The following is a 19,317-nucleotide window of genomic DNA, read 5'->3' as shown; positions in this document are numbered from 1 at the left end:
CTGATGACTGCCTATGATGACCTGATGGCCTTCCAACGCGAAACGTCGGCCCTCGGGCAAATCGCCGGGCGGCTGGGCTGGGACCAGGAAACGGTGATGCCGCGCGGCGCGGCCCCGCAACGGGCTGAGGAAATGGCCGCCATCGAAGCGGTTCTGCATGCCCGCCGCGCTGACCCGCGCGTGGCTGAGTGGTTGGAGCAAGCCGACCCACAAGACGACGTAGCCCGCGCCCAATTGCGCGATATCCGTCGAACTTACGAGCGGACGGCAAAAGTGCCAGCCGATCTGGCCAAGGCCATTGCGCGCGTGACGTCAGCAGCCCAGGGAACTTGGGCGCAAGCCCGTTCAGACGAGAATGTGGCTACCTTTCTGCCTGTTCTCGAGGAGGTCGTTGCCCTCAAGCGTGAAGAAGGCGCTGCACTGGCGCAGGGTGGTGATGTCTATGACGCCATGGTCGAAGACTACGAACCCTATACCACCGGGTCACAAATCGCCGAGATTTTCGATCAGATGCGCCCTCGTCTTGTGGCCCTGCGCGCGGCCGTTTTGGATAAACCAGCGCCGCACGCTCTGATCGGAAAATTCGACGAACAAATACAGATGCAATTGTCGCAGAAACTGGCGACCACGTTCGGGTACGATCTGAATACTGGGCGGGTGGACAAGGCAGTGCATCCGTTCAGTTCGGGCAGTGGCCTGGATGTGCGCATCACCACTCGCACCAGCGAGACCGACCCGTTCAACTGTTTCTACTCAACCATTCATGAGGTCGGCCACGCCGCCTATGAACAGGGTATCAACCCGGCCTATGCGCTGACACCACTGGGGCAGGGCGTGTCGATGGGCGTGCATGAAAGTCAAAGCCGGATTTATGAAAACCAGCTGGGCCGATCTCGGGCGTTCACGGAGTGGCTTTACAATCAAATGGTTGACGCGTTCGGTGATTTCGATGTCGCGGATGCCGATGCGTTCTATGCCACGGTCAACGGCGTACACAAAGGCTATATCCGGACCGAGGCGGACGAGGTGCAATACAACCTGCACATCATGCTGCGCTTTGACCTTGAACGCGCCCTAATGGCCGGAGACCTTCAGGTCAGCGATCTGGAAGCGGCGTGGAACGACCGATTCAAGGCCGATTTTGGATATGAGGTCGACCGACCTTCGAACGGGTGTTTACAGGACGTCCACTGGTCGGTCGGGTTGTTTGGTTATTTCCCGACCTATTCATTGGGCAATGTCTATGCCGGATGTCTGTATCAAGCGTTGCGCGCTGCGGTTCCTGATTTGGATGCGCAACTGATCAGGGGCGACACGTCAGGCGCAACCAGTTGGCTGTGCGAGAACCTACAGCGTTTTGGCGGGCTCTTCACCCCGCGCGAGACTATCCAACGCGCCAGCGGGATTGAACCGGGACCGGAACCGTTGTTGGCGTATTTGGAACAGAAATTTGGTACGCTCTACAATCTTTGAACGCACAATTTCCGGCCAAACTGGTTGTCACATGTGTGCCGCGTTGCCAGTTCTTTGCCTAAAGCAGCCCATAGGAACCGAGCATTGCTAATCAGGCAGTAGGTAGATGGTCAGATAGCATAGTAATTGAAAGCTCCCCTGAACCATATGGTTTTCTTCCAAATCAAAATTCATGACCGTCTGATCCGCCAGAAAAAAAGCAAGCCACAATCCTAGCGATACGATAAACGCTGCGTCGACCCTCTTCTGCCAGCGATCCGTCTGGGAATACGGGGTAAATGACGCGAACGCAAATAGCAGCGTCGAAAGAAATAGCCACAGTATGATCCCGACAAATAAAATTACATCAACGGCAGTAGAGGCACCAAACTGCGCCAGCGTTTTTTGCAGAAACGGAAAGTTGTGACCGTCAAACCAAGGGGTTGAAGTCACCCCCAGCAGCTCTAGCCCGCCGATGAAATCGGTCAAAAACGCGAATGTCCACCAGAGAAACCAAAAGATAACTAAACTTTGTTTGAACAAAATTCGCATTAAAACGACCTCTTGAAACTGCTGTTTCAAATATCCTTGGTCATAGAATAGCGATTTTTAGGAAATACAGAAACCAGCGCCGATTTGATCGTTCTATCGGGCAAACCGTTGATTTCCACATTTTGAGAGATTATTGGCGAAAACAAATCCAAGGCCCCAAAACACTGCGCTCTGGGGCCTTTGTTGTAATCTTATCCCTCGGCCTCTTCGTCGCCTTGATCGGCGATCCAGGCGACGCTGACGACCACTTCGCCTTTACCGGTGTTGAACACCTTCACACCGCCCGCGCTGCGCGACCGGAACGAGATGCCTTCGACGGGAACCCGGATTGATTGGCCTTTGGAAGTGGCCAGCATGATCTGATCGTCGATCTCAACCGGGAACGAGGCCACCAGCTCTCCACCGCGCATTGCCTTGTCCATGGCAGCAACCCCCATGCCTCCGCGTCCGCGGACCGGGTAATCGTGGCTGGAGCTTAGCTTGCCCGAACCGCCTGCTGTGATGGTCAGGATCAAGTTTTCAGCAGCGGACATCTCGGCATAGCGTTCCTGACTAATGGTCGCCAGCGCGTCGCCTTCCTCGTCGGTTACTTCGGCGTCGTCGGTCAGGCCGGCAACGGCGCGGCGCATCTTGAGGTAAGCGGCGCGTTCGTCCGAAGTAGCCTTGAAATGGCGGATCACCGACATGGACACAACGCGGTCGCCGTTAGACAGCTTGATGCCCCGCACACCGGTCGACTTGCGGCCCTTAAAGACACGCACATCGGTGGTCTGGAAGCGGATCGCACGGCCAGAGTTGGTGACCAGCATCACGTCATCATCTTCCGAGCAAATGCGCGCGTTTACCAGTTCGACACCGTCGGGCAGATCCATCGCGATCTTACCGTTGCGCTTAACGTTGGTGAAGTCGCTCAGCGCATTGCGGCGCACGTCCCCGGCGCTGGTGGCAAAGACGATTTGCAGGTTTTCCCATTCTTCATCCGGCACATCCACGGGCATGATCGCCGCGATGGAAACGCCGGTCGGGATTGGCAGGATGTTGACGATGGCTTTGCCCTTACCGGTCCGGCCCGATTGTGGCAGGCGCCAGGTCTTGAGCTTATAGACCATGCCGTCGGTGGTGAAGAACAGCAGCTGTGTGTGCGTGTTCGCGACGAAGAGGTTGGTAACAACATCCTCTTCCTTGGTCTGCATGCCCGACAGGCCCTTACCGCCGCGTTTCTGCGCGCGGAAATCAGCCAGCGGGGTACGTTTGATGTACCCGCCAGAGGTGACAGTCACGACCATATCTTCGCGTTCGATCAGATCCTCGTCTTCCATGTCGCCGGACCAGTCGACGATCTCGGTGCGACGGGGAACGGCGAACTGTTCGCGCACGCTGCGCAACTCATCGCCGATGATCGACATGATGCGTTCGCGCGAGGACAGAATATCCAGGTATTCTTTGATCTTACCTGCTAGTTCTTCCAACTCGTCCGTGACCTCTTTGACGCCCAGTTGGGTCAGGCGCTGGAGGCGCAGGTCGAGGATGGCGCGGGCCTGAACCTCGGTCAGGTTATAGGTGCCGTCGTCGTTCATCTTGGACAGAGGATCATCGATCAGTCGCAGATAACCCTCGATCTCAGCGGCAGGCCAACGGCGCGTCATCAGCTTTTCACGCGCCTCGGCTGCGTCCGCGGATGACCGGATGGTGGCAACCACTTCGTCCACGTTGGAAACGGCCACGGCCAGACCACACAGGATGTGGCTGCGTTCCCGCGCCTTGCGAAGGTCATAGGCGGTGCGGCGGGCAACGACATCCTCGCGGAAATCGATGAACGAGGTCAGGAACCGGCGCAGGGTCAGTTGTTCAGGCCGACCACCGTTCAGGGCCAGCATGTTACAGCCAAAGGACGTTTGCATCGGCGAGAAGCGGTAAAGCTGGTTCAGCACCACCTCGGGCGTCGCATCGCGTTTCAGTTCGACTACCACGCGGACACCGTTACGGTCGGATTCGTCCTGTACATGGGCCACGCCTTCGATGCGCTTTTCACGCACCGCTTCGGCGATCTTTTCGATCATCGCGGCCTTGTTCACCTGATAGGGAATTTCATCGACGACGATAGCGTAACGATCCTTACGCAGTTCTTCCACGCGGGTCTTGGCGCGGATAATGACGCTGCCGCGACCTTCAAGATAGGCTTTGCGCGCACCCGAGCGGCCCAGCATGACGCCGCCGGTCGGGAAGTCGGGGCCGGGTACGTATTCAATCAACTGCTCGGACGTCAGGTCCGGGTCGTCGATCAGTGCCAGCGTGGCGTCGACCACTTCCCCCAGATTGTGCGGTGGGATGTTGGTCGCCATGCCCACGGCGATACCACCAGCACCATTGACCAACATGTTCGGGAAACGGGCGGGCAGGACGGTCGGTTCCCGATCCTTGCCGTCATAATTGTCCTGGAAATCGACCGTCTCTTTTTCGATATCGGCAAGCAGCGACGCGGCGGGCTTGTCCATGCGCACTTCGGTATAGCGCATGGCCGCCGGGTTATCGCCGTCCATCGAGCCAAAGTTGCCCTGACCATCCAGCAACGGCAAAGACATCGAGAAATCCTGCGCCATCCGCACCAGCGCATCATAGATCGCGCTGTCACCGTGCGGGTGGTACTTACCCATAACGTCGCCAACCGGGCGGGCCGATTTGCGATAGGCCTTGTCGTGTGTGTTCCCGGTTTCGTGCATTGCATACAGAATGCGGCGATGCACCGGCTTCAGCCCGTCGCGCAGATCGGGGATCGCGCGGCTGACGATGACCGACATTGCATAGTCCAGGTAGGACGTGCGCATCTCGGATTCGATGGACACCGTCGGGCCGTCATAAACGGGGCGCTCGGGCGGGGTTTCGTCCATGTTTTCAGGAATATCTGGCGTATCGCTCACGTAAACTGCCCGTGTTTTGTTTTGGGTCTATATCTTGTGGATTCACCTTATCAGACCCGGCACATAAGGTGCAAGCAAGCAACGATTTTGCATACGAAAAACCCCGTAACACCTGAGTAACATATTGTTAACTAAGGGTTAGGGTGTTTTCGTGTTACCCTGAAGAGACCTTGCAACAAAATTGGAGGTCTGCATGGAGCAAAGCGAAACCGAACTAATGCTCAAAGGGTACGGGCTGACAACGGCAGAATTCTTCTACCGCATGCCCGATTACATCCACGTTCTGAACACGTTCATCTGGCAGGATTACGATCTGGCGCCGGATCATCCGAAATTGTTCGATTTCATCGACTTCTGGCAGCGCGAGATTGACGGTCCGCTGCATTCGGTCCGGTTTACGCATCGCAAGATGATCGCGCCCGGTGAATGGCGCAACATGGTGGGTGAATTCAGGGTCAATTGAATATCCAGCCTGTTTTTTTGTCAGTAACGATTGAGACGCGTTAAATTTATTGGTGCTTGGGTTATGGTGTCGACCAATCCATTGGTCACATACGGAATCGCTTTATGTCCCGAGCTTTGCTTTTCGCCGCTGCGCTGTTAATTGGCGGACCAGCCGTCGCCGAAGGCGTCTTTGATAAAATCAAAAAAGGTGCTGCGAACACAGCCGACGCTGTAGGGCGTGGGACTGAAACCGTGGGCAACACCATTCAGAAAGGTGCAAGCGCGGTTGAGGGGACCATCAACTCGACCACGGATTTGGTGACGAACGAGGCCACCCCGGAAGAGACGCGCGCCAAGCTGGACGCGATGGCCAGCGAGGTTCTTACCCAGTTATTAGCGGAAAACCCCGACGCAAAAGCGTTGTATGACGTTAGTGCGGGCTACGCCGTGTTCGACTCGCGCAAGGTTACGGTGTTTCCGGTCTCGGCCGGGTATGGGCGAGGGGTGGCCGTTTCAATGGATACCGGTCAGCACACTTATATGAACATGGGTACTGGCGGAGTGGGGGCCGCAGTGGGTATTGGTGGGTTTGAAACCAAGTTCGTGATCCTGTTCGAAACCCCCGCCGATCTGGCGAAATTTATTGAATTTGGTTACGACGCAACAGCGGAAACCGGGGCGATGTACGGTGACGAGCGCAGCGGGGAAACCGTGCGGTTCACTGATGGCCGGTCCTTTTTCGTACTGGGCAAGAAAGGCTGGCGCGTCTCGGCTGGGGCGTCCGGCACGAAATTCTGGGAATCGCCTGAACTGAACTGATCAGCCTGAACAGCTGGCCCCGCCCAGAACACAGAATTTGGCGCAGTGGGGATGGTTGAGGTGTACGTCCGCCTCGGCCTCGGCCAGGGTGTGACCCATTTCGAATTCAGGCGCATAAGGTAAAAGTGTGCAGGCCAGAACGGCGGGGCGTTCCGCACCCTTGCGCTTTACCACCATACGGGCGCTGGCGCACATCACGGCGTCGGGTGATTTGTCCAGAATACCCCAGCAAGCTGTGGTGATTTCCGGCACTTCGATGGTTTCGTCCATCTCGGGGAACAGGACCGTCTGGCCCGGGTTTTGGGCGTCAATGTCAAAGCCGTGCTGCTTGAAAAACGCAGCATAGCCAGCGCGGCTTTCCGCGTCGCTGTCACCCCAGACAGTGCGCCCGGCCACGGCCATGTTTAAGCCGTTGTCACGCAGCCACTCCATCCCGGTCACGGTCTTGGCGAAGCTGCCCTTGCCACGTTCTTCGTCATGCAGATCGGAGCAGTAGTGATCGACCGAGATTCGCAGGGTTAGCTTGTTGCCGTAGTCACGCTGCAATTCCAGCAGACCCTCACGCATCTTTTGGCGCATCATTGGTTGCATGGCATTGGTGAGAATCAAAACCTCATACCCACGCTCCAGCGCGGCGCGGGTCATGTCGATCATTTCTGGGTTCATGAATGGTTCGCCACCAGTGAACCCGATTTCCCGAACCGGCCAATTTCGGGCTTCGATTTGATCCAGATAGTACCGCACCTCATCAGCGGTGATATAGACCAGTGCATCGTTGGTCGGGCTGCTTGCGATATAGCAGTTGACACATTCGATATTGCACAAGGTACCGGTGTTGAACCAAAGCGTTTCAGGGTTGCTAAACGCAACCGAGGCCCGCGTTTGCCCGTCAGCCGTCACCAATGTGTTCTGAAATTTGCCGATGTTGGCAATCTGAGAGGCGTTGTCTTTCATTCCGGTATCCGGTTCTTTGCAGTCCTGCTGCTGACTTAGCCTTTCAGACCGAATTAGTTAAGGGTTCCACGGCCGACCTGACAGAGTTTTGATGATGGGAGAAAGTGAAATTTTGTTTGCGCTAACATTGGACATGCCCTCAGGGGTAAGGTAAGGGAAACGCATGGTTTCTCGCGTCATCCCCGTCGACCCGTTCGATCTGGTCATTTTTGGCAGTACCGGCGATCTTGCGCAGCGTAAAATCCTGCCGGCGCTGTTCCGTCGCTATTGTGCCGGACAATGGCCCGAGGATGTTCAGATCATTGGTGCCGCCAGATCGGAATTGGACAGCGATGCGTTTCGGGATGTGGTCGCGCAATCGTTGCGCGAACATGCGCCCGCGCATTGTGCGGATGCCAAGGCATTGAATGCGTTCTTGCAACGGGTTGATTATGTCGCGTTAGATGCGCTTACGGATGAGGGGTGGGGTCAGCTTGCAGCGAAGCTCACAATTGATCGAGTACGGGCGTTCTATTTCTCGGTTGGGCCGCGCCTGTTCGGACCGCTGGCCGAACGGATCAAAGCAAATGATCTGGCCACGACCCAGACACGGATCGTTGTCGAAAAACCCTTTGGTCACGATCTGGGCAGCGCGCAGGCGTTGAATGCGACGCTAGCGGCACATTTCTCCGAAGGGCAGATTTACCGGATCGACCATTATCTGGGCAAAGAAACCGTTCAGAACCTGATGGCCGTTCGGTTTGGCAACATGCTTTTCGAGCCATTGTGGAACAGTCAGTATGTCGACCACATCCAGATCACCGTGGCCGAATCCGTCGGCATTGACGGGCGCGAAGAGTATTATGAGCGCGCAGGCGCCATGCGTGACATGGTGCAGAACCACCTGATGCAACTGCTCTGCCTGATCGCGATGGAACCGCCGGCCAAGTTCGACCCCGACGCGGTACGGGACGAAAAACTCAAGGTGATCCGCGCATTGGACCCGGTCGAGCCGCACCACATTGTGCGCGGTCAGTTTGAAGGTGGGCTGAGTGGACGCAGCTATCGGGATACTGTTGGTAATCCACGTTCGACCACGGAAAGCTATGTGGCGCTGCGGGCTCACGTCAGTAACTGGCGGTGGGCGGGTACGCCGTTTTATTTGCGTACGGGCAAAAGGCTTGTGGCGCGATCTTCGGTGATCAATGTGATGTTCAAAGACGCGCCGCATTCGATCTTTGGCGCAGATGCCGGGCGCCACGCCAACGTTTTGTCGATCCGCCTGCAGCCGAACGAAGGCATCACGCTGAAGGTGACGATCAAGGAACCGGGGCAGGGTGGGATGCGCCTGGTCGACGTGCCTCTGGACATGAGTTTTGCCGAGGCATTGGGGCCGGAAAACCAGAACCCGCCGGACGCTTATGAGCGTTTGGTGATGGACGTGATCCGCGGCAACCAAACCCTGTTTATGCGCGGAGATGAGGTCGAGGCCGCATGGGCCTGGACCGATCCGATCATCGCGGGCTGGCAGGCGCGCGGGGATGTTCCCAAACCTTATGAAAGCGGCAGCACTGGCCCGGGCGACGCCGAGCTGCTGATGAAACGAGACGGTCGCCGCTGGCAAGGGATAAACCCATGAACATACAGGAATACGCCGACCGGGATATGCTGGCCATCGACGTTGCAAACGTGCTGGCAGGTGAACTGGAATCCGCCTTGCTGCATCACGACTTTGCCTCGTTGGCAGTACCCGGAGGCACGACGCCCGGCCCGATGTTTGATGTACTGTGCGCGGCGGATTTGGAATGGGACCGGGTGCGGGTTCTGCCCACCGATGAACGCTGTGTGCCGGGTGATCACGACCGCTCGAACGAGCGTCTGATCCGCGAGCGGTTGCTGACCAATCGGGCGTCGGTGGCGCAATATATCCCTCTGTACGTGCCGGGAAAGGAGCCCGAGGATGTATTGCCGGAAATCGAAAGCCTGATCATTCCGATCCGGCCCTTGTCGGTGCTGGTGTTGGGAATGGGCGAGGATATGCACACGGCATCCCTGTTCCCGGGTATGGATGGGCTTGAGGCCGCGTTGGACGGTCACGCGCGTCCTCTGGCGGTGGCACGGACCGAGGTTCAGCCGGAACCCCGTATCACGCTGACTGCGCCTGTTTTGGACGGTGCCTTGTCAAAACACCTGATCATTTTCGGGAACGCGAAACGGGATGCTTTGGAACGGTCCATGTCCCTGCCACCGGAAGAGGCCCCCATCGCAGCAGTGCTGAGTGGCATGACCGTACATTGGGCGGAGTAGGCGCTATGAAACTGGAGACACTCAAAGCACTGGCAGCAGAGCGGAAGGGGCAGCCCATTCTGAGTCTGTTCAGTAAGGATGCAAACCGGGCGCAGGGGTATTCGGCCTCAACCGGTGACCTGCTCTTTGATTACTCAAAAACCAGTATTGACGCGGACATCCGTGACGCTTTGATCGGGCTGTGCGATACAGCGGGTCTGGCGGAGCGGCGCGACGCCATGTTCTCGGGTGCCAAGATCAACGAAACCGAAGGGCGCGCGGTATTGCACACGGCGTTGCGTAATCTGGATGGCGGACCAGTTGAGGTCGACGGTCTGGATGTGATGCCTGACGTTCTGGACACGCTGCACCGGATGCGGGTTTTCGCCGAAGAGGTGCGCGGCGGCGCGATTTCCGGGACAGGTGGCAGCTTTACCGACGTCGTGAATATCGGCATCGGCGGCTCGGATCTTGGGCCAGTGATGGCCACGCATGCGTTGGCCCCGTATCACGACGGGCCAAACCTGCACTATGTGTCCAATGTCGATGGCGCGCATATCGCGGATACGCTGCGCCCACTTGACCCGACCCGGACGCTGGTGATTGTCGCATCCAAGACATTCACCACCATTGAAACCATGACCAACGCCCGGACCGCCCGTGCCTGGTTAACGGATGGCGGTGGCGATTGTGGAAAACAGTTCGCAGCCGTGTCGTGTGCGGTAGATAAGACCGATGCCTTTGGTATCGCCCAAGATCACGTATTTGGTTTTGCCGATTGGGTAGGGGGGCGCTATTCGGTCTGGGGGCCGGTTGGGCTACCGGTGATGATCGCCGTCGGTTCGAACGCGTTTGATGCCTTTCTGCGCGGGGGACAGGTGATGGACGTCCATTTCCGCGCTGCTGACTGGATCGAGAACATGCCGGTAATGCTGGCTCTGGTTGGGGTCTGGCACCGCCAGGTATTGGAATATACCAGCCGCGCGGTTCTGCCCTATGATCAACGGCTGCTGCGTCTTCCCGCCTATTTCCAACAGCTTGAGATGGAGTCGAACGGTAAATCCGTTGCAATGAACGGCAGCGCCTTGACCATGCCTTCGGGGCCTGTGGTTTGGGGTGAACCGGGCACCAATGGCCAGCACGCCTTTTACCAGTTGATCCATCAGGGCACCGATGTGATCCCCTGCGAATTCATGGTGGCCGCCGAAGGGCACGAGCCCGAACTTACCCACCACCACCGCCTTTTGCTGGCCAATTGTCTGGCCCAATCCGAGGCGTTGATGCGCGGCCGGTCGTTGGATGAGGCGCGGCAGCGCATGGCCGAAAAAGGGTTGGCCAGTGAGGAGCTTGAACGTCAGGCCCGTCACCGTGTGTTCCCGGGCAACCGGCCGTCCTCGACCCTGATTTATCCGAAGCTCACACCGTATGTCCTAGGCCAAATCATCGCCTTGTACGAACACCGTGTTTTCGTCGAAGGGGTTCTGCTGGGGATCAATTCGTTCGACCAATGGGGGGTGGAACTGGGCAAGGAATTGGCGACCTCGCTGGGTCCGATAGTGGATGGTGTCGTTAGCGCTGACGGCAAGGATGGCTCGACCGCTTCGCTGGTTGCTTATGCGCTAAAACACCGCGATTGAGGGTTCGATTTTACCACCTGCCGCAACGGTAAATCGCATTCTTTTATTGTCAGACAATTAAATGCTTGGCAGGCTCTGCCTAAGGAAAAGCCATATCGCCCGATGTGATTGCGGGCACAAAGTGGCACCGCCATAGGGAGGACGCCCATGCTGGGACAGATGATGACGCAGCCCTTGCTGATCTCGTCGTTAATTGATCACGCCGACCGCTTTCACGGTCAGACTGAGATTTATTCGGTTGAAACCGATGGCACAGTTAGCCATAGCAGTTGGTCGCAAGTGGCGGAAAACGCGCGGAAGCTGGCCTCGGCACTGTCCAAGTTGGGATTAGAGCCACAGACGCGGATTGCGACGCTGGCTTGGAATAACCGGCGGCATCTTGAGATCTACTATGCCACTTCCGGGGCGGGGTTCGTGTGCCACACCGTCAACCCACGACTGTTTCCCGAACAGCTGACGTATATCATCAACCATGCACAGGACCGGGTTCTGTTTTTCGACGCAACCTTTATTCCTTTGGTCGCAGCCCTGCACGAGCATTTGCCCGATGTTCAACATTTCGTCCTGATGGGGCCAAGAAACGATGACGCTTTTGCGCAGATACCGGGTGTGCAATTTTATGACGATCTGATCGAGACCGGTGAGGCCAGTTTTGAATGGCCCAGCTTTGACGAAAACACTGCATCCGGCCTGTGTTACACATCTGGCACAACCGGCAATCCAAAGGGGGTGTTGTATTCGCATCGCTCCACCGTGCTGCACAGTTTCGGATCGAACACACGCGACGTTATCGGGTTTTCGGCGATGGATGTGGTCATGCCGGTGGTTCCGATGTTCCATGTAAACGCCTGGGGGTCCCCATATGCTTGCGCCATGTCGGGATCGCGGATGGTGTTGCCGGGGCCGGGTTTGCATGGTGAGGCGCTGGTGAATCTGATCGACACTTACGGCGTCACTCTGGCCATGGGCGTGCCGACGATCTGGCAGGGGCTGCTGGCTTTTGCCGAGCAGTCTGGCAGCAAGCTGGCCAGCCTGCAGCGGACGGTGATCGGCGGGGCCGCGTGCCCGCCTTCGATGATCGAAATCTTCCGCGAAACCTATGGTGTCGACACCATCCACGCCTGGGGGATGAGCGAGATGAGTCCGTTGGGGACCGCAAATCACCCTCTGGCCAAGCACTTTGACCTGCCGGAAGACGAGCAACACGCCATTCGAGAAAGCCAGGGAAGGCCCTGTTATGGTGTCGATCTGAAGATCGTCGACGATGACGGCAATGATCTGCCGCATGACGGCGAAACCCAAGGTGATCTGCTGGTGCGAGGGCCGTGGGTTCTGGACAGTTATTTCCAGATGCAAGATGAAGATTTGCTGCGGGATGGCTGGTTTGCCACTGGTGATGTCGCAACGGTGGACTCTGACGGCTATATGACCATCCGCGACCGGTCCAAGGACATCATCAAATCCGGGGGTGAGTGGATCAGTTCGGTCGAGTTAGAGAACATCGCCGTTGCGCATCCCAAATTGGCGACCGCAGCCGTGGTTGGCGTACCGCATCCAAAGTGGGACGAGCGCCCACTGCTGGTGGCCGTACGCGCCGAGGGGGAGGACCCAAGCGAAGAAGAGGTGCTGACATTTTATGACGGCAAAATCGCTAAATGGCAGGTGCCGGACAAGGTGGTGTTTGTGGATGCCTTGCCTCTGAACGCAACGGGTAAGGTTCTGAAACGCAACTTGCGCGCGGAATTCAAGGACGCCTTGGTGGGCTTATCTTAAAAAACGTGGGAAATGGCTCCGGCGGTAGGGATCGAACCTACGACCAATTGATTAACAGTCAACTGCTCTACCGCTGAGCTACGCCGGAACGGTCCGCGCCGTATAGCAACCAGTTTCTGCGGCGTCCAGAGGGCGTATAGTATTTTTCGTCGAAAAATCTTGCGCCGCAAACGACCGTTGGTGATGGGGATTTAAGGTGGGGAGAATTTGGCTCCGGCGGTAGGGATCGAACCTACGACCAATTGATTAACAGTCAACTGCTCTACCGCTGAGCTACGCCGGAACTGAGGGCCGTATAACAATCCCGATTTTTGCCGTCCAGAGGGGAATTCGACGTTTTCGAAAAAAAGTTCCGGCGGCTTAGGTTTGTCTGATGAAACGGGTGTGAGCTGACAGCTTTCCTTCGGAAGTGACCTGAGATTTCCCAATCAGATCAATCAAATGGGCGAAAACATTCCGTTCAGCAGCAGGCAAAAGGGCGGTCGGAGTGTCGAGGTAAATTCGCTCGGCCAGTTCTCGGGCCGTACCGGGGTGATCTTCCAGCGTAGACAGAATCTGTGCTTCGCGTGTCAGGCGGTGTTTGATCAGCCAGTCCAGACGCGCTGCGGGATCGGCAATCGGCGCGCCATGCCCGGCGTGAAAGACGGCCCACTCGCGTGAGTGCAGACGATGGCAGGCCGCCATGAAATCCGTCAGGTCACCGTCTGGGGGCGAAACCAGTGAACTGGCCCATCCCATGACGTGATCACCCGTGAAACAGGCGTCACCCCAGCCAAGCGCGATGTGATTTCCCAGATGGCCGGGGGTGTGAATCACCTCAAGCTGCCAGCCGTCGCCTGAGATCAAAGCCCCATCCGCAAGTTCGATGTCGGGGCGAAAGCTGGTGTCGATGCCTTCACCGCCGCCGACTAAACCGCTCTCGGCCAGTTGAGTCATAACTGCGCTACGCCCGGCCTCGGGCCCTCCAAAGGCCATGATCGGTGCTCCTGTATGATCCGCCAAGGGTTGGGCCAGCGGAGAGTGATCCAGATGGCTGTGGGTAACGATGATATGGCTGATCCGCTGTCCGGGTAGTAGTCCCGCCAGAATCGCATCCAGATGTTCATTGCTGAGCGGACCAGGGTCGATCACGGCAAGCTCGCTGGTGCCCACCAGATAAGTGTTGGTCCCGCGATATGTCATTGGGGATGGATTTGGCGCCAGAATACGCCGCAATCCCGGCTGCAGCTCGACCGCCGGGCCGGCGGGCGGATTGAAATCGTCAGGCGCCTGCATTCTGACCTCTTTCTCTTGTCGTAACAGCCCGTTAGGTTTAGCGCATGTCCGCGCTTTGGCTCAAACACTATATGCCGCGCAGCCTCTATGCCCGTGCTGCACTGATCCTGGTCCTGCCGGTGGTCGTGGTGTTGCTGGTGGTGGGGGTCGCGTTCCTGCAAAAACATCTGGAAGACGTCACGGCGCAAATGACACGCGCTGCTTCGCGCGAAGTGATGTTGATCACGGAAGTCATGGAAGAGACGGAAACGCAACAACAGGCGATGGCGGCTGTTCGGCTTGACCTGCAAGCGCTTGAAATGAAGGCCCGGTTTCTGGGCATTAACGACGAACCAATGGTTGGTCACCGCCGTTGGTACGATTTCATTGCACCCCAGGTCGAGGCCGATCTGCGGGCCTTGCTTCCAGATTTGATTGCGGTTGCCTTGCCCAGCGGACAAGAGGCGCGGCTGTATCTGCAGACGGATCTGGGCATTCTACAGCTGACTTTTGATCGCCGTCGTCTGTCTCCGGTAGCGCCGCACCAGTTGATCGTGACAATGGTGTTCTTTGCGGTTGTCATGACCACGATTTCTTTCCTGTATATGCGCAATCAATTGCGTCCGATCACTCGTCTGGCCGAGGCTGCACAGGCCTTTGGTCGGGGCAGGGTGGTGCCGTATTCTCCCGGTGGGGCCATCGAAGTACGCGCGGCGGGCAGTGCTTTTCTGGATATGCGTGCCCGTATCGAGCGCCAGATGGAGCAGCGCACCATGATGCTGTCGGGGGTCAGTCACGATTTACGCACACCGCTGACGCGTTTGAAACTTGGCCTTTCGATGTTGCCCGAGGATGAAGCAGCCCCTTTGCAGCAGGATGTCGATGAGATGCAATTGCTGCTGGATGCGTTCCTTGAGTTTTCGCGCGGGGCGGCCGAGGGCGCTCCGGAATCTGTCGATCCGAAGGTGCTGTTGGAGCAAATCGTCAAAGACGCGCGTCGTGCAGGGCATGAGGTCGACCTGATCTCGGTCGAAGGGGAAGGAACAGTCATGCTGCGCCCCACTGCCATGCGGCGCGCCGTGGAAAACCTGATTGGAAACGCCGTGCGGTATGGCAATCGCGCGGATGTCAGCCTGTCCACCACACCCAAATCCCTGCGTATCCGGGTCGAGGATGACGGGCCAGGAATTCCACCTGAACAGCGATCCGAAGCGGTCAAACCGTTCGCGCGCCTTGATCCGGCGCGCAATCAAAATCAGGGTACCGGAGTGGGGTTGGGCCTTGCCATCGTTTCAGATATCGCGCGGGCCCATGGGGGCGTGGTGCGTCTGAGCAAAAGTGAGCGGTTAGGCGGCCTCTGCGCCGACATTATCATCGGTCGCTAACGACCCTGTACATGCGCTGCATCACCAGCGGAGTCAGGTACATCGGAATTTGATAGGCCCCGATGAACACCATGATCGGCGCAGTAACCTCGGGCGCTAATGCCACGAAGAACAGCGCGATATTGCGGTTGCCTGCGATCAGGGACACTGCCGTCGACGCGGCTGTGGGCATACGAAACCGGGTCAGTCGAAAACAGACGACCTGAACGCCAAAATTGGCCGCGCAGGCGAAGGTAATCCAGAGTAACGCTCGTTTCGGATCGGTCAGGATGACCTCGCTGACTGAGGGCATCAGACCGATGACGAAGAGAGCCAATGTGATGTTGGCAAGGCCTTCGAGCGCACTTTCTGTTGTGGGCGATGGGTCTCGCAACAGCGTTTTGCGAATAGCGACTGCGGTCAGCGTCACCAGCAGGATTGTGATTAGCAGTTTTAATGCGGCCCAAAGCACCGTATCGAAACCGCCCAGTTGCGGCGCCAGCCAGAACACCGGGGCTATGGTCATTGGCAGTACCGCAGTACCGATCACCAAAAGGCGGAGCGCGTATTCAGATGGGTGCCCCATCATCCGACACATATTTGGGCTGCCAGCGATGGAGGGAGCCGCGGTCATGACCAGCAAGGCAAACAGGGCGGGGGTGTCGAGCCACCCGCCCAAGGCACCGACCGTCAGAACTGTCAGGGGCATCGCAAGTTGTAGACCAAGAACTACCAAGACAACGCGGGGCAGATCACGCAGTGATCCGAATATGCGCGCGGGCTCCATTCGTAGCACGGTGACGAACAGCAACAGCACAACCATCGGCGGCAACAGCGGCCGCATCGGTTGCGCCAACCCCGGCAGCAGCAACCCCGACAAAAGGCCCGCCAACAGAACATAAGGTCCGTGGCGGGCAGCGATGTGCAGCGGATTCAACGACAAACTACCCGGTTGGGCCTTGCCGCAGGTTATTCGGTAGCCAGGTGGCCAAATCCGGGAACCAGATCAGGACGAAAACCATAACAACCATGATCAGGAACATCGGAATCGCAGCACGGGCGATATAGCTCATTTCATGATTGGTCATGCCCTGCATCACAAACAGGTTGAACCCGATAGGCGGCGTGATTTGCGCCATTTCGACCACGACGACGATAAAGATACCGAACCAGATCAGGTCGATTCCGGCGTCGCGGATCATAGGCTCGACCACAGCCATGGTCAGCACGACTGAGGATATGCCGTCCAGAAAACACCCAAGGATGATGTAGAACACAAGCAGCACCATCAGCAGTTCGAAGCGCGTCAGTTCCCATCCGGCAATCAGATCGGCCAGACCGCGTGGCAGGCCGGTAAAGCCCATCGACAGCGACAGGAAAGCCGCGCCCGCAAGGATCAATGCGATCATCGCGCTGGTGCGAGTGGCCCCCATCAGGCTTTCAGTGAACGTCTTCCAGTTCAACGAACCCTGACCAGCTGCGAGCAACAGCCCTCCGATCACACCAAAGGCGGCGGCCTCGGTCGCGGTGGCATATCCCAGATACATCGAACCGATGACCACGACGATCAACAGGATCACTGGCAGCAAAAAGCGCGAGTTCTTGATCTTCTCGGCAAAGGTCAGTTTGTTTTCCTGGTTCGGGTTCCAGTCCTTGCCGATTTTGGAATAGATCGCGACATAGCCCATGAACATGCAAGCCAGCACCAGACCCGGCAGGATGCCAGCAAAGAACAGCTTGGTAATCGATTCATTGATGGTGACGCCATAAACGATCAGCGTCAGCGAAGGCGGGATCATCAGGCCCAGTGTCGCAGCACCCGTCAGAGTGCCGATGATCATGCGTTCGGGATAATTGCGCTTGCGCAGTTCTGGGATCGACATCTTGCCAACCGTGGTCAGCGTCGCCGCGGACGAGCCCGACACGGCGGCAAAGACCGTACAACCCACGATATTGGTATGCACCAGACCGCCGGGCAGGGGGGCCATCCACGGTGAAAGCCCCTTGAACATGTCTTCGGACAATCGCGTTCGATACAGGATTTCACCCATCCAGATAAACATCGGCAGCGCCGTCAGCGTCCAAGAGGATGAGGCTGACCAGATGGTGGTGATCATGACGTCGCCGACGGGGCGAGTAGTGAACAGCTCCATCCCGACCCAGGCGACGCCCATCAGTGCCAGCCCGACCCAGACGCCGGTGCCCAACAGAGTGAATAGAACAAAGAGGAAGAGGATGATGATTGATGCGTTTTCCATGCTCTCACTCTCCGTGGCTTTGATCGGCAAGATCGCGGGTGATGCGGTGATCGCCGCGGAAGATCACGTGAATCAGATGATCAGTCAGGGCGATGGCCAGAATGACCGCGCCGATTAACATGGCCGATTGCGGTATCCAAAGCGCGGTTTTGTCCTGTCCCTGGCTGATATCGTTGAACTTCCAGCTCCAATAAACAAAGCGGTAGGCGTACCAGCAGAAGTACCACATGACGGCCGTGCCGATGCCAAAACACCAAATCTCCAGCACCCGGCGGAATTTATCAGGCACCGCATTCAACAGGATCGACACGCGGATATGGCTGCCCCGGTTCAGCGCATTGGCAAAAGCCAGGAATGAGGCCGCGGCCATCGCATACCCGGCATAGTCGGGCGCGCCAGGGAATACCTCGCCGGTCCAACGGGCCAACATCTGCACCACGATTAGAACCAGTATGGCGATAAGGCTCAACGCCGCCAGTACGCCTGCTGCCAGGTAGATGAAATCCAGTACGGACCGAAGCCCTCGTAACGCTGCCATACTGTCCCCGCTTTTCTTTTGGTTGGATAGAGAACGGGCGGCAGATCGCTGCCGCCCGCGTCCATTTGGTTATTGTTGTGCTTGGAAGGCATCGACAATGGCTTTGCCTTCGTCCCCGGCGGCCTCGAGCCATTCATTGGTCATGGTTACGCCGATTTCTTTCAACTCGTTGGTCATCTGCTCGGACGCCGGACCAACGGTCATGCCGCCATCACGCAAGCCTTGCAGGGTGAACCCGGTATATTCCTTGGCCCGCCAGTTCCCCGCATATTCCGCCAGTTCGGCGCAGGCTTTGATGACGTTCTTGTTCGCGTCAGACACGCCCGCCCAGATGTCCGAGTTCACCATCACGTAGTTGCGCGGCAGCCAGGCATCTACTTCGTAGAAATAATCCAGGCTTTCCCAAACTTTGCGGTCATACCCGGTTGAGCCAGAAGACACCATGGAATCGGCAACGCCAGTGGCAAAGGCCTGGCTGATCTCGGCCGCTTCGATGGTCACCGGCAGCATTCCGGTCAGCTCGGCCAGACGTGACGTGGCGTTGTTGTACGAGCGGAACTTGATGCCTTTCATGTCAGCGACCGAGTTCACTTCGTCTTTGAAATACAGCCCTTGCGGCGGCCACGGCACTGCATAAAGCAGCGTTAGGTTCTGTTCGGCCAACAGGTTCTCGATCGAGGGTTTTGCAGCATCCCAAAGCTTGGCGCTGTCGTCGAAAGACGTGGCAAGGAAGGGGATTGAATCAAATCCAAACAACGCGTTCTCGTTCTGGTGGCCGGACAGCAGACGCTCTCCAATAGGGGCCTGGCCGGTCTGAATGGCGCGTTTGATATCCGCCCCTTTGAACAGGGAACCCGAAGGGTGGGTGACAATCTCGATCTCGCCGCCGGTACCGGTGGTCACGCATTTGGCGAATTCAGCACCCGTGGCCGAATGGAAGTTCGACGCAGAATAGGCCATCGGCATGTCCCATTTTTCAGCTGCGACCGGCAGGGCTGCGGCAGCGGTCAGTGCGGTTGCTGCCAAAAGGCTCGTCAGTTTTTTCATTTTAGTCTCCCAGTTGGTATTGATTCTGCCGATGTTGTTCAC

16 protein-coding genes and 2 tRNA genes are annotated in these 19,317 nt (G+C 57.5%); 8 read left to right on the top strand and 10 right to left on the bottom strand.

Annotated elements, in window-relative coordinates:
* Positions 1-3: 3 nt before the first annotated feature.
* Positions 4-1,473, top strand: coding sequence for a carboxypeptidase M32 (locus ACR0B8_RS05855; protein ID WP_226688390.1), 1,470 nt, complete (start codon positions 4-6; stop codon positions 1,471-1,473).
* A gap of 87 nt (positions 1,474-1,560) precedes the next feature.
* Here the strand turns inward: ACR0B8_RS05855 and ACR0B8_RS05850 are convergent, their stop codons facing one another.
* Together ACR0B8_RS05850 and gyrA are read right to left on the bottom strand one after the other, a co-directional pair.
* Entirely contained in the window at positions 1,561-2,034 is a 474-nt protein-coding gene (locus ACR0B8_RS05850; protein ID WP_170358692.1) for a hypothetical protein, read from the bottom strand.
* A 161-nt stretch (positions 2,035-2,195) separates the two neighbouring features.
* Positions 2,196-4,922: a DNA gyrase subunit A gene (gene gyrA / locus ACR0B8_RS05845; RefSeq protein ID WP_226688391.1), complete on the bottom strand. Its 2,727-nt coding sequence runs from the start codon at positions 4,920-4,922 to the stop codon at positions 2,196-2,198.
* Between the two features lie 193 nt (positions 4,923-5,115).
* Here gyrA and ACR0B8_RS05840 point away from each other — a divergent pair, with 193 nt between their 5' ends.
* Positions 5,116-5,385 (top strand): usg protein, encoded by a 270-nt coding sequence (locus ACR0B8_RS05840; protein WP_058280415.1) that lies wholly within the window; start codon positions 5,116-5,118, stop codon positions 5,383-5,385.
* A gap of 104 nt (positions 5,386-5,489) precedes the next feature.
* Positions 5,490-6,185: a lipid-binding SYLF domain-containing protein gene (locus ACR0B8_RS05835; protein WP_170358688.1), complete on the top strand. Its 696-nt coding sequence runs from the start codon at positions 5,490-5,492 to the stop codon at positions 6,183-6,185.
* On the opposite strand, the gene ACR0B8_RS05830 is transcribed toward ACR0B8_RS05835, so the two are convergent.
* Positions 6,186-7,139, bottom strand: a complete 954-nt coding sequence (locus ACR0B8_RS05830; protein WP_226688392.1) for a radical SAM protein — start codon at positions 7,137-7,139, stop codon at positions 6,186-6,188.
* Positions 7,140-7,302: 163 nt separating this feature from the next.
* Here ACR0B8_RS05830 and zwf point away from each other — a divergent pair, with 163 nt between their 5' ends.
* From zwf to ACR0B8_RS05810, 4 genes are all read left to right on the top strand, one after another.
* Positions 7,303-8,757 carry a glucose-6-phosphate dehydrogenase gene (gene zwf, locus ACR0B8_RS05825; RefSeq protein ID WP_170358685.1) on the top strand — a complete coding sequence of 485 codons (1,455 nt, stop codon included), beginning with the start codon at positions 7,303-7,305 and terminating at the stop codon, positions 8,755-8,757.
* Positions 8,754-9,425 carry a 6-phosphogluconolactonase gene (gene pgl, locus ACR0B8_RS05820; protein ID WP_480646855.1) on the top strand — a complete coding sequence of 224 codons (672 nt, stop codon included), beginning with the start codon at positions 8,754-8,756 and terminating at the stop codon, positions 9,423-9,425. Before zwf ends, pgl begins: the two co-directional genes overlap by 4 nt.
* 5 nt (positions 9,426-9,430) lie before the next feature.
* Positions 9,431-11,041, top strand: coding sequence for a glucose-6-phosphate isomerase (pgi, locus tag ACR0B8_RS05815; RefSeq protein ID WP_480658178.1), 1,611 nt, complete (start codon positions 9,431-9,433; stop codon positions 11,039-11,041).
* Between the two features lie 147 nt (positions 11,042-11,188).
* Positions 11,189-12,814, top strand: coding sequence for a long-chain-fatty-acid--CoA ligase (locus ACR0B8_RS05810; RefSeq protein WP_480658180.1), 1,626 nt, complete (start codon positions 11,189-11,191; stop codon positions 12,812-12,814).
* 13 nt (positions 12,815-12,827) lie between these two features.
* Here the strand turns inward: ACR0B8_RS05810 and ACR0B8_RS05805 are convergent.
* The 3 genes from ACR0B8_RS05805 to ACR0B8_RS05795 all read right to left on the bottom strand — a co-directional run bounded on the left by ACR0B8_RS05805 (position 12,828) and on the right by ACR0B8_RS05795 (position 14,089).
* Positions 12,828-12,902 (bottom strand) — tRNA-Asn (locus ACR0B8_RS05805).
* A 120-nt stretch (positions 12,903-13,022) separates the two neighbouring features.
* Positions 13,023-13,097, bottom strand: a tRNA-Asn gene (locus tag ACR0B8_RS05800).
* A 77-nt stretch (positions 13,098-13,174) separates the two neighbouring features.
* Positions 13,175-14,089 (bottom strand): MBL fold metallo-hydrolase, encoded by a 915-nt coding sequence (locus ACR0B8_RS05795; RefSeq protein WP_170358677.1) that lies wholly within the window; start codon positions 14,087-14,089, stop codon positions 13,175-13,177.
* Between the two features lie 44 nt (positions 14,090-14,133).
* On the opposite strand from ACR0B8_RS05795, the gene ACR0B8_RS05790 reads away from it, so the two are divergent.
* Entirely contained in the window at positions 14,134-15,453 is a 1,320-nt protein-coding gene (locus ACR0B8_RS05790; RefSeq protein ID WP_170358675.1) for an ATP-binding protein, read from the top strand.
* On the opposite strand, the gene ACR0B8_RS05785 is transcribed toward ACR0B8_RS05790, so the two are convergent.
* The 4 genes from ACR0B8_RS05785 to ACR0B8_RS05770 all read right to left on the bottom strand — a co-directional run bounded on the left by ACR0B8_RS05785 (position 15,440) and on the right by ACR0B8_RS05770 (position 19,275).
* Positions 15,440-16,369: a hypothetical protein gene (locus ACR0B8_RS05785; RefSeq protein WP_226688394.1), complete on the bottom strand. Its 930-nt coding sequence runs from the start codon at positions 16,367-16,369 to the stop codon at positions 15,440-15,442. The genes ACR0B8_RS05790 and ACR0B8_RS05785 overlap by 14 nt on opposite strands.
* A 7-nt stretch (positions 16,370-16,376) precedes the next feature.
* Positions 16,377-17,690, bottom strand: a complete 1,314-nt coding sequence (locus ACR0B8_RS05780) for a TRAP transporter large permease (RefSeq protein WP_170348848.1) — start codon at positions 17,688-17,690, stop codon at positions 16,377-16,379.
* 4 nt (positions 17,691-17,694) lie between these two features.
* Entirely contained in the window at positions 17,695-18,228 is a 534-nt protein-coding gene (locus tag ACR0B8_RS05775; protein WP_170348847.1) for a TRAP transporter small permease, read from the bottom strand.
* Between the two features lie 69 nt (positions 18,229-18,297).
* Positions 18,298-19,275, bottom strand: a complete 978-nt coding sequence (locus ACR0B8_RS05770; RefSeq protein WP_226688396.1) for a TRAP transporter substrate-binding protein — start codon at positions 19,273-19,275, stop codon at positions 18,298-18,300.
* Between the last annotated feature and the right edge of the window lie 42 nt (positions 19,276-19,317).

Source organism: Ruegeria sp. BH6 (assembly GCF_056538105.1).
Note: the sequence above shows the minus strand (reverse complement) of the source record. Positions and strands in the feature narration are given on the sequence as shown.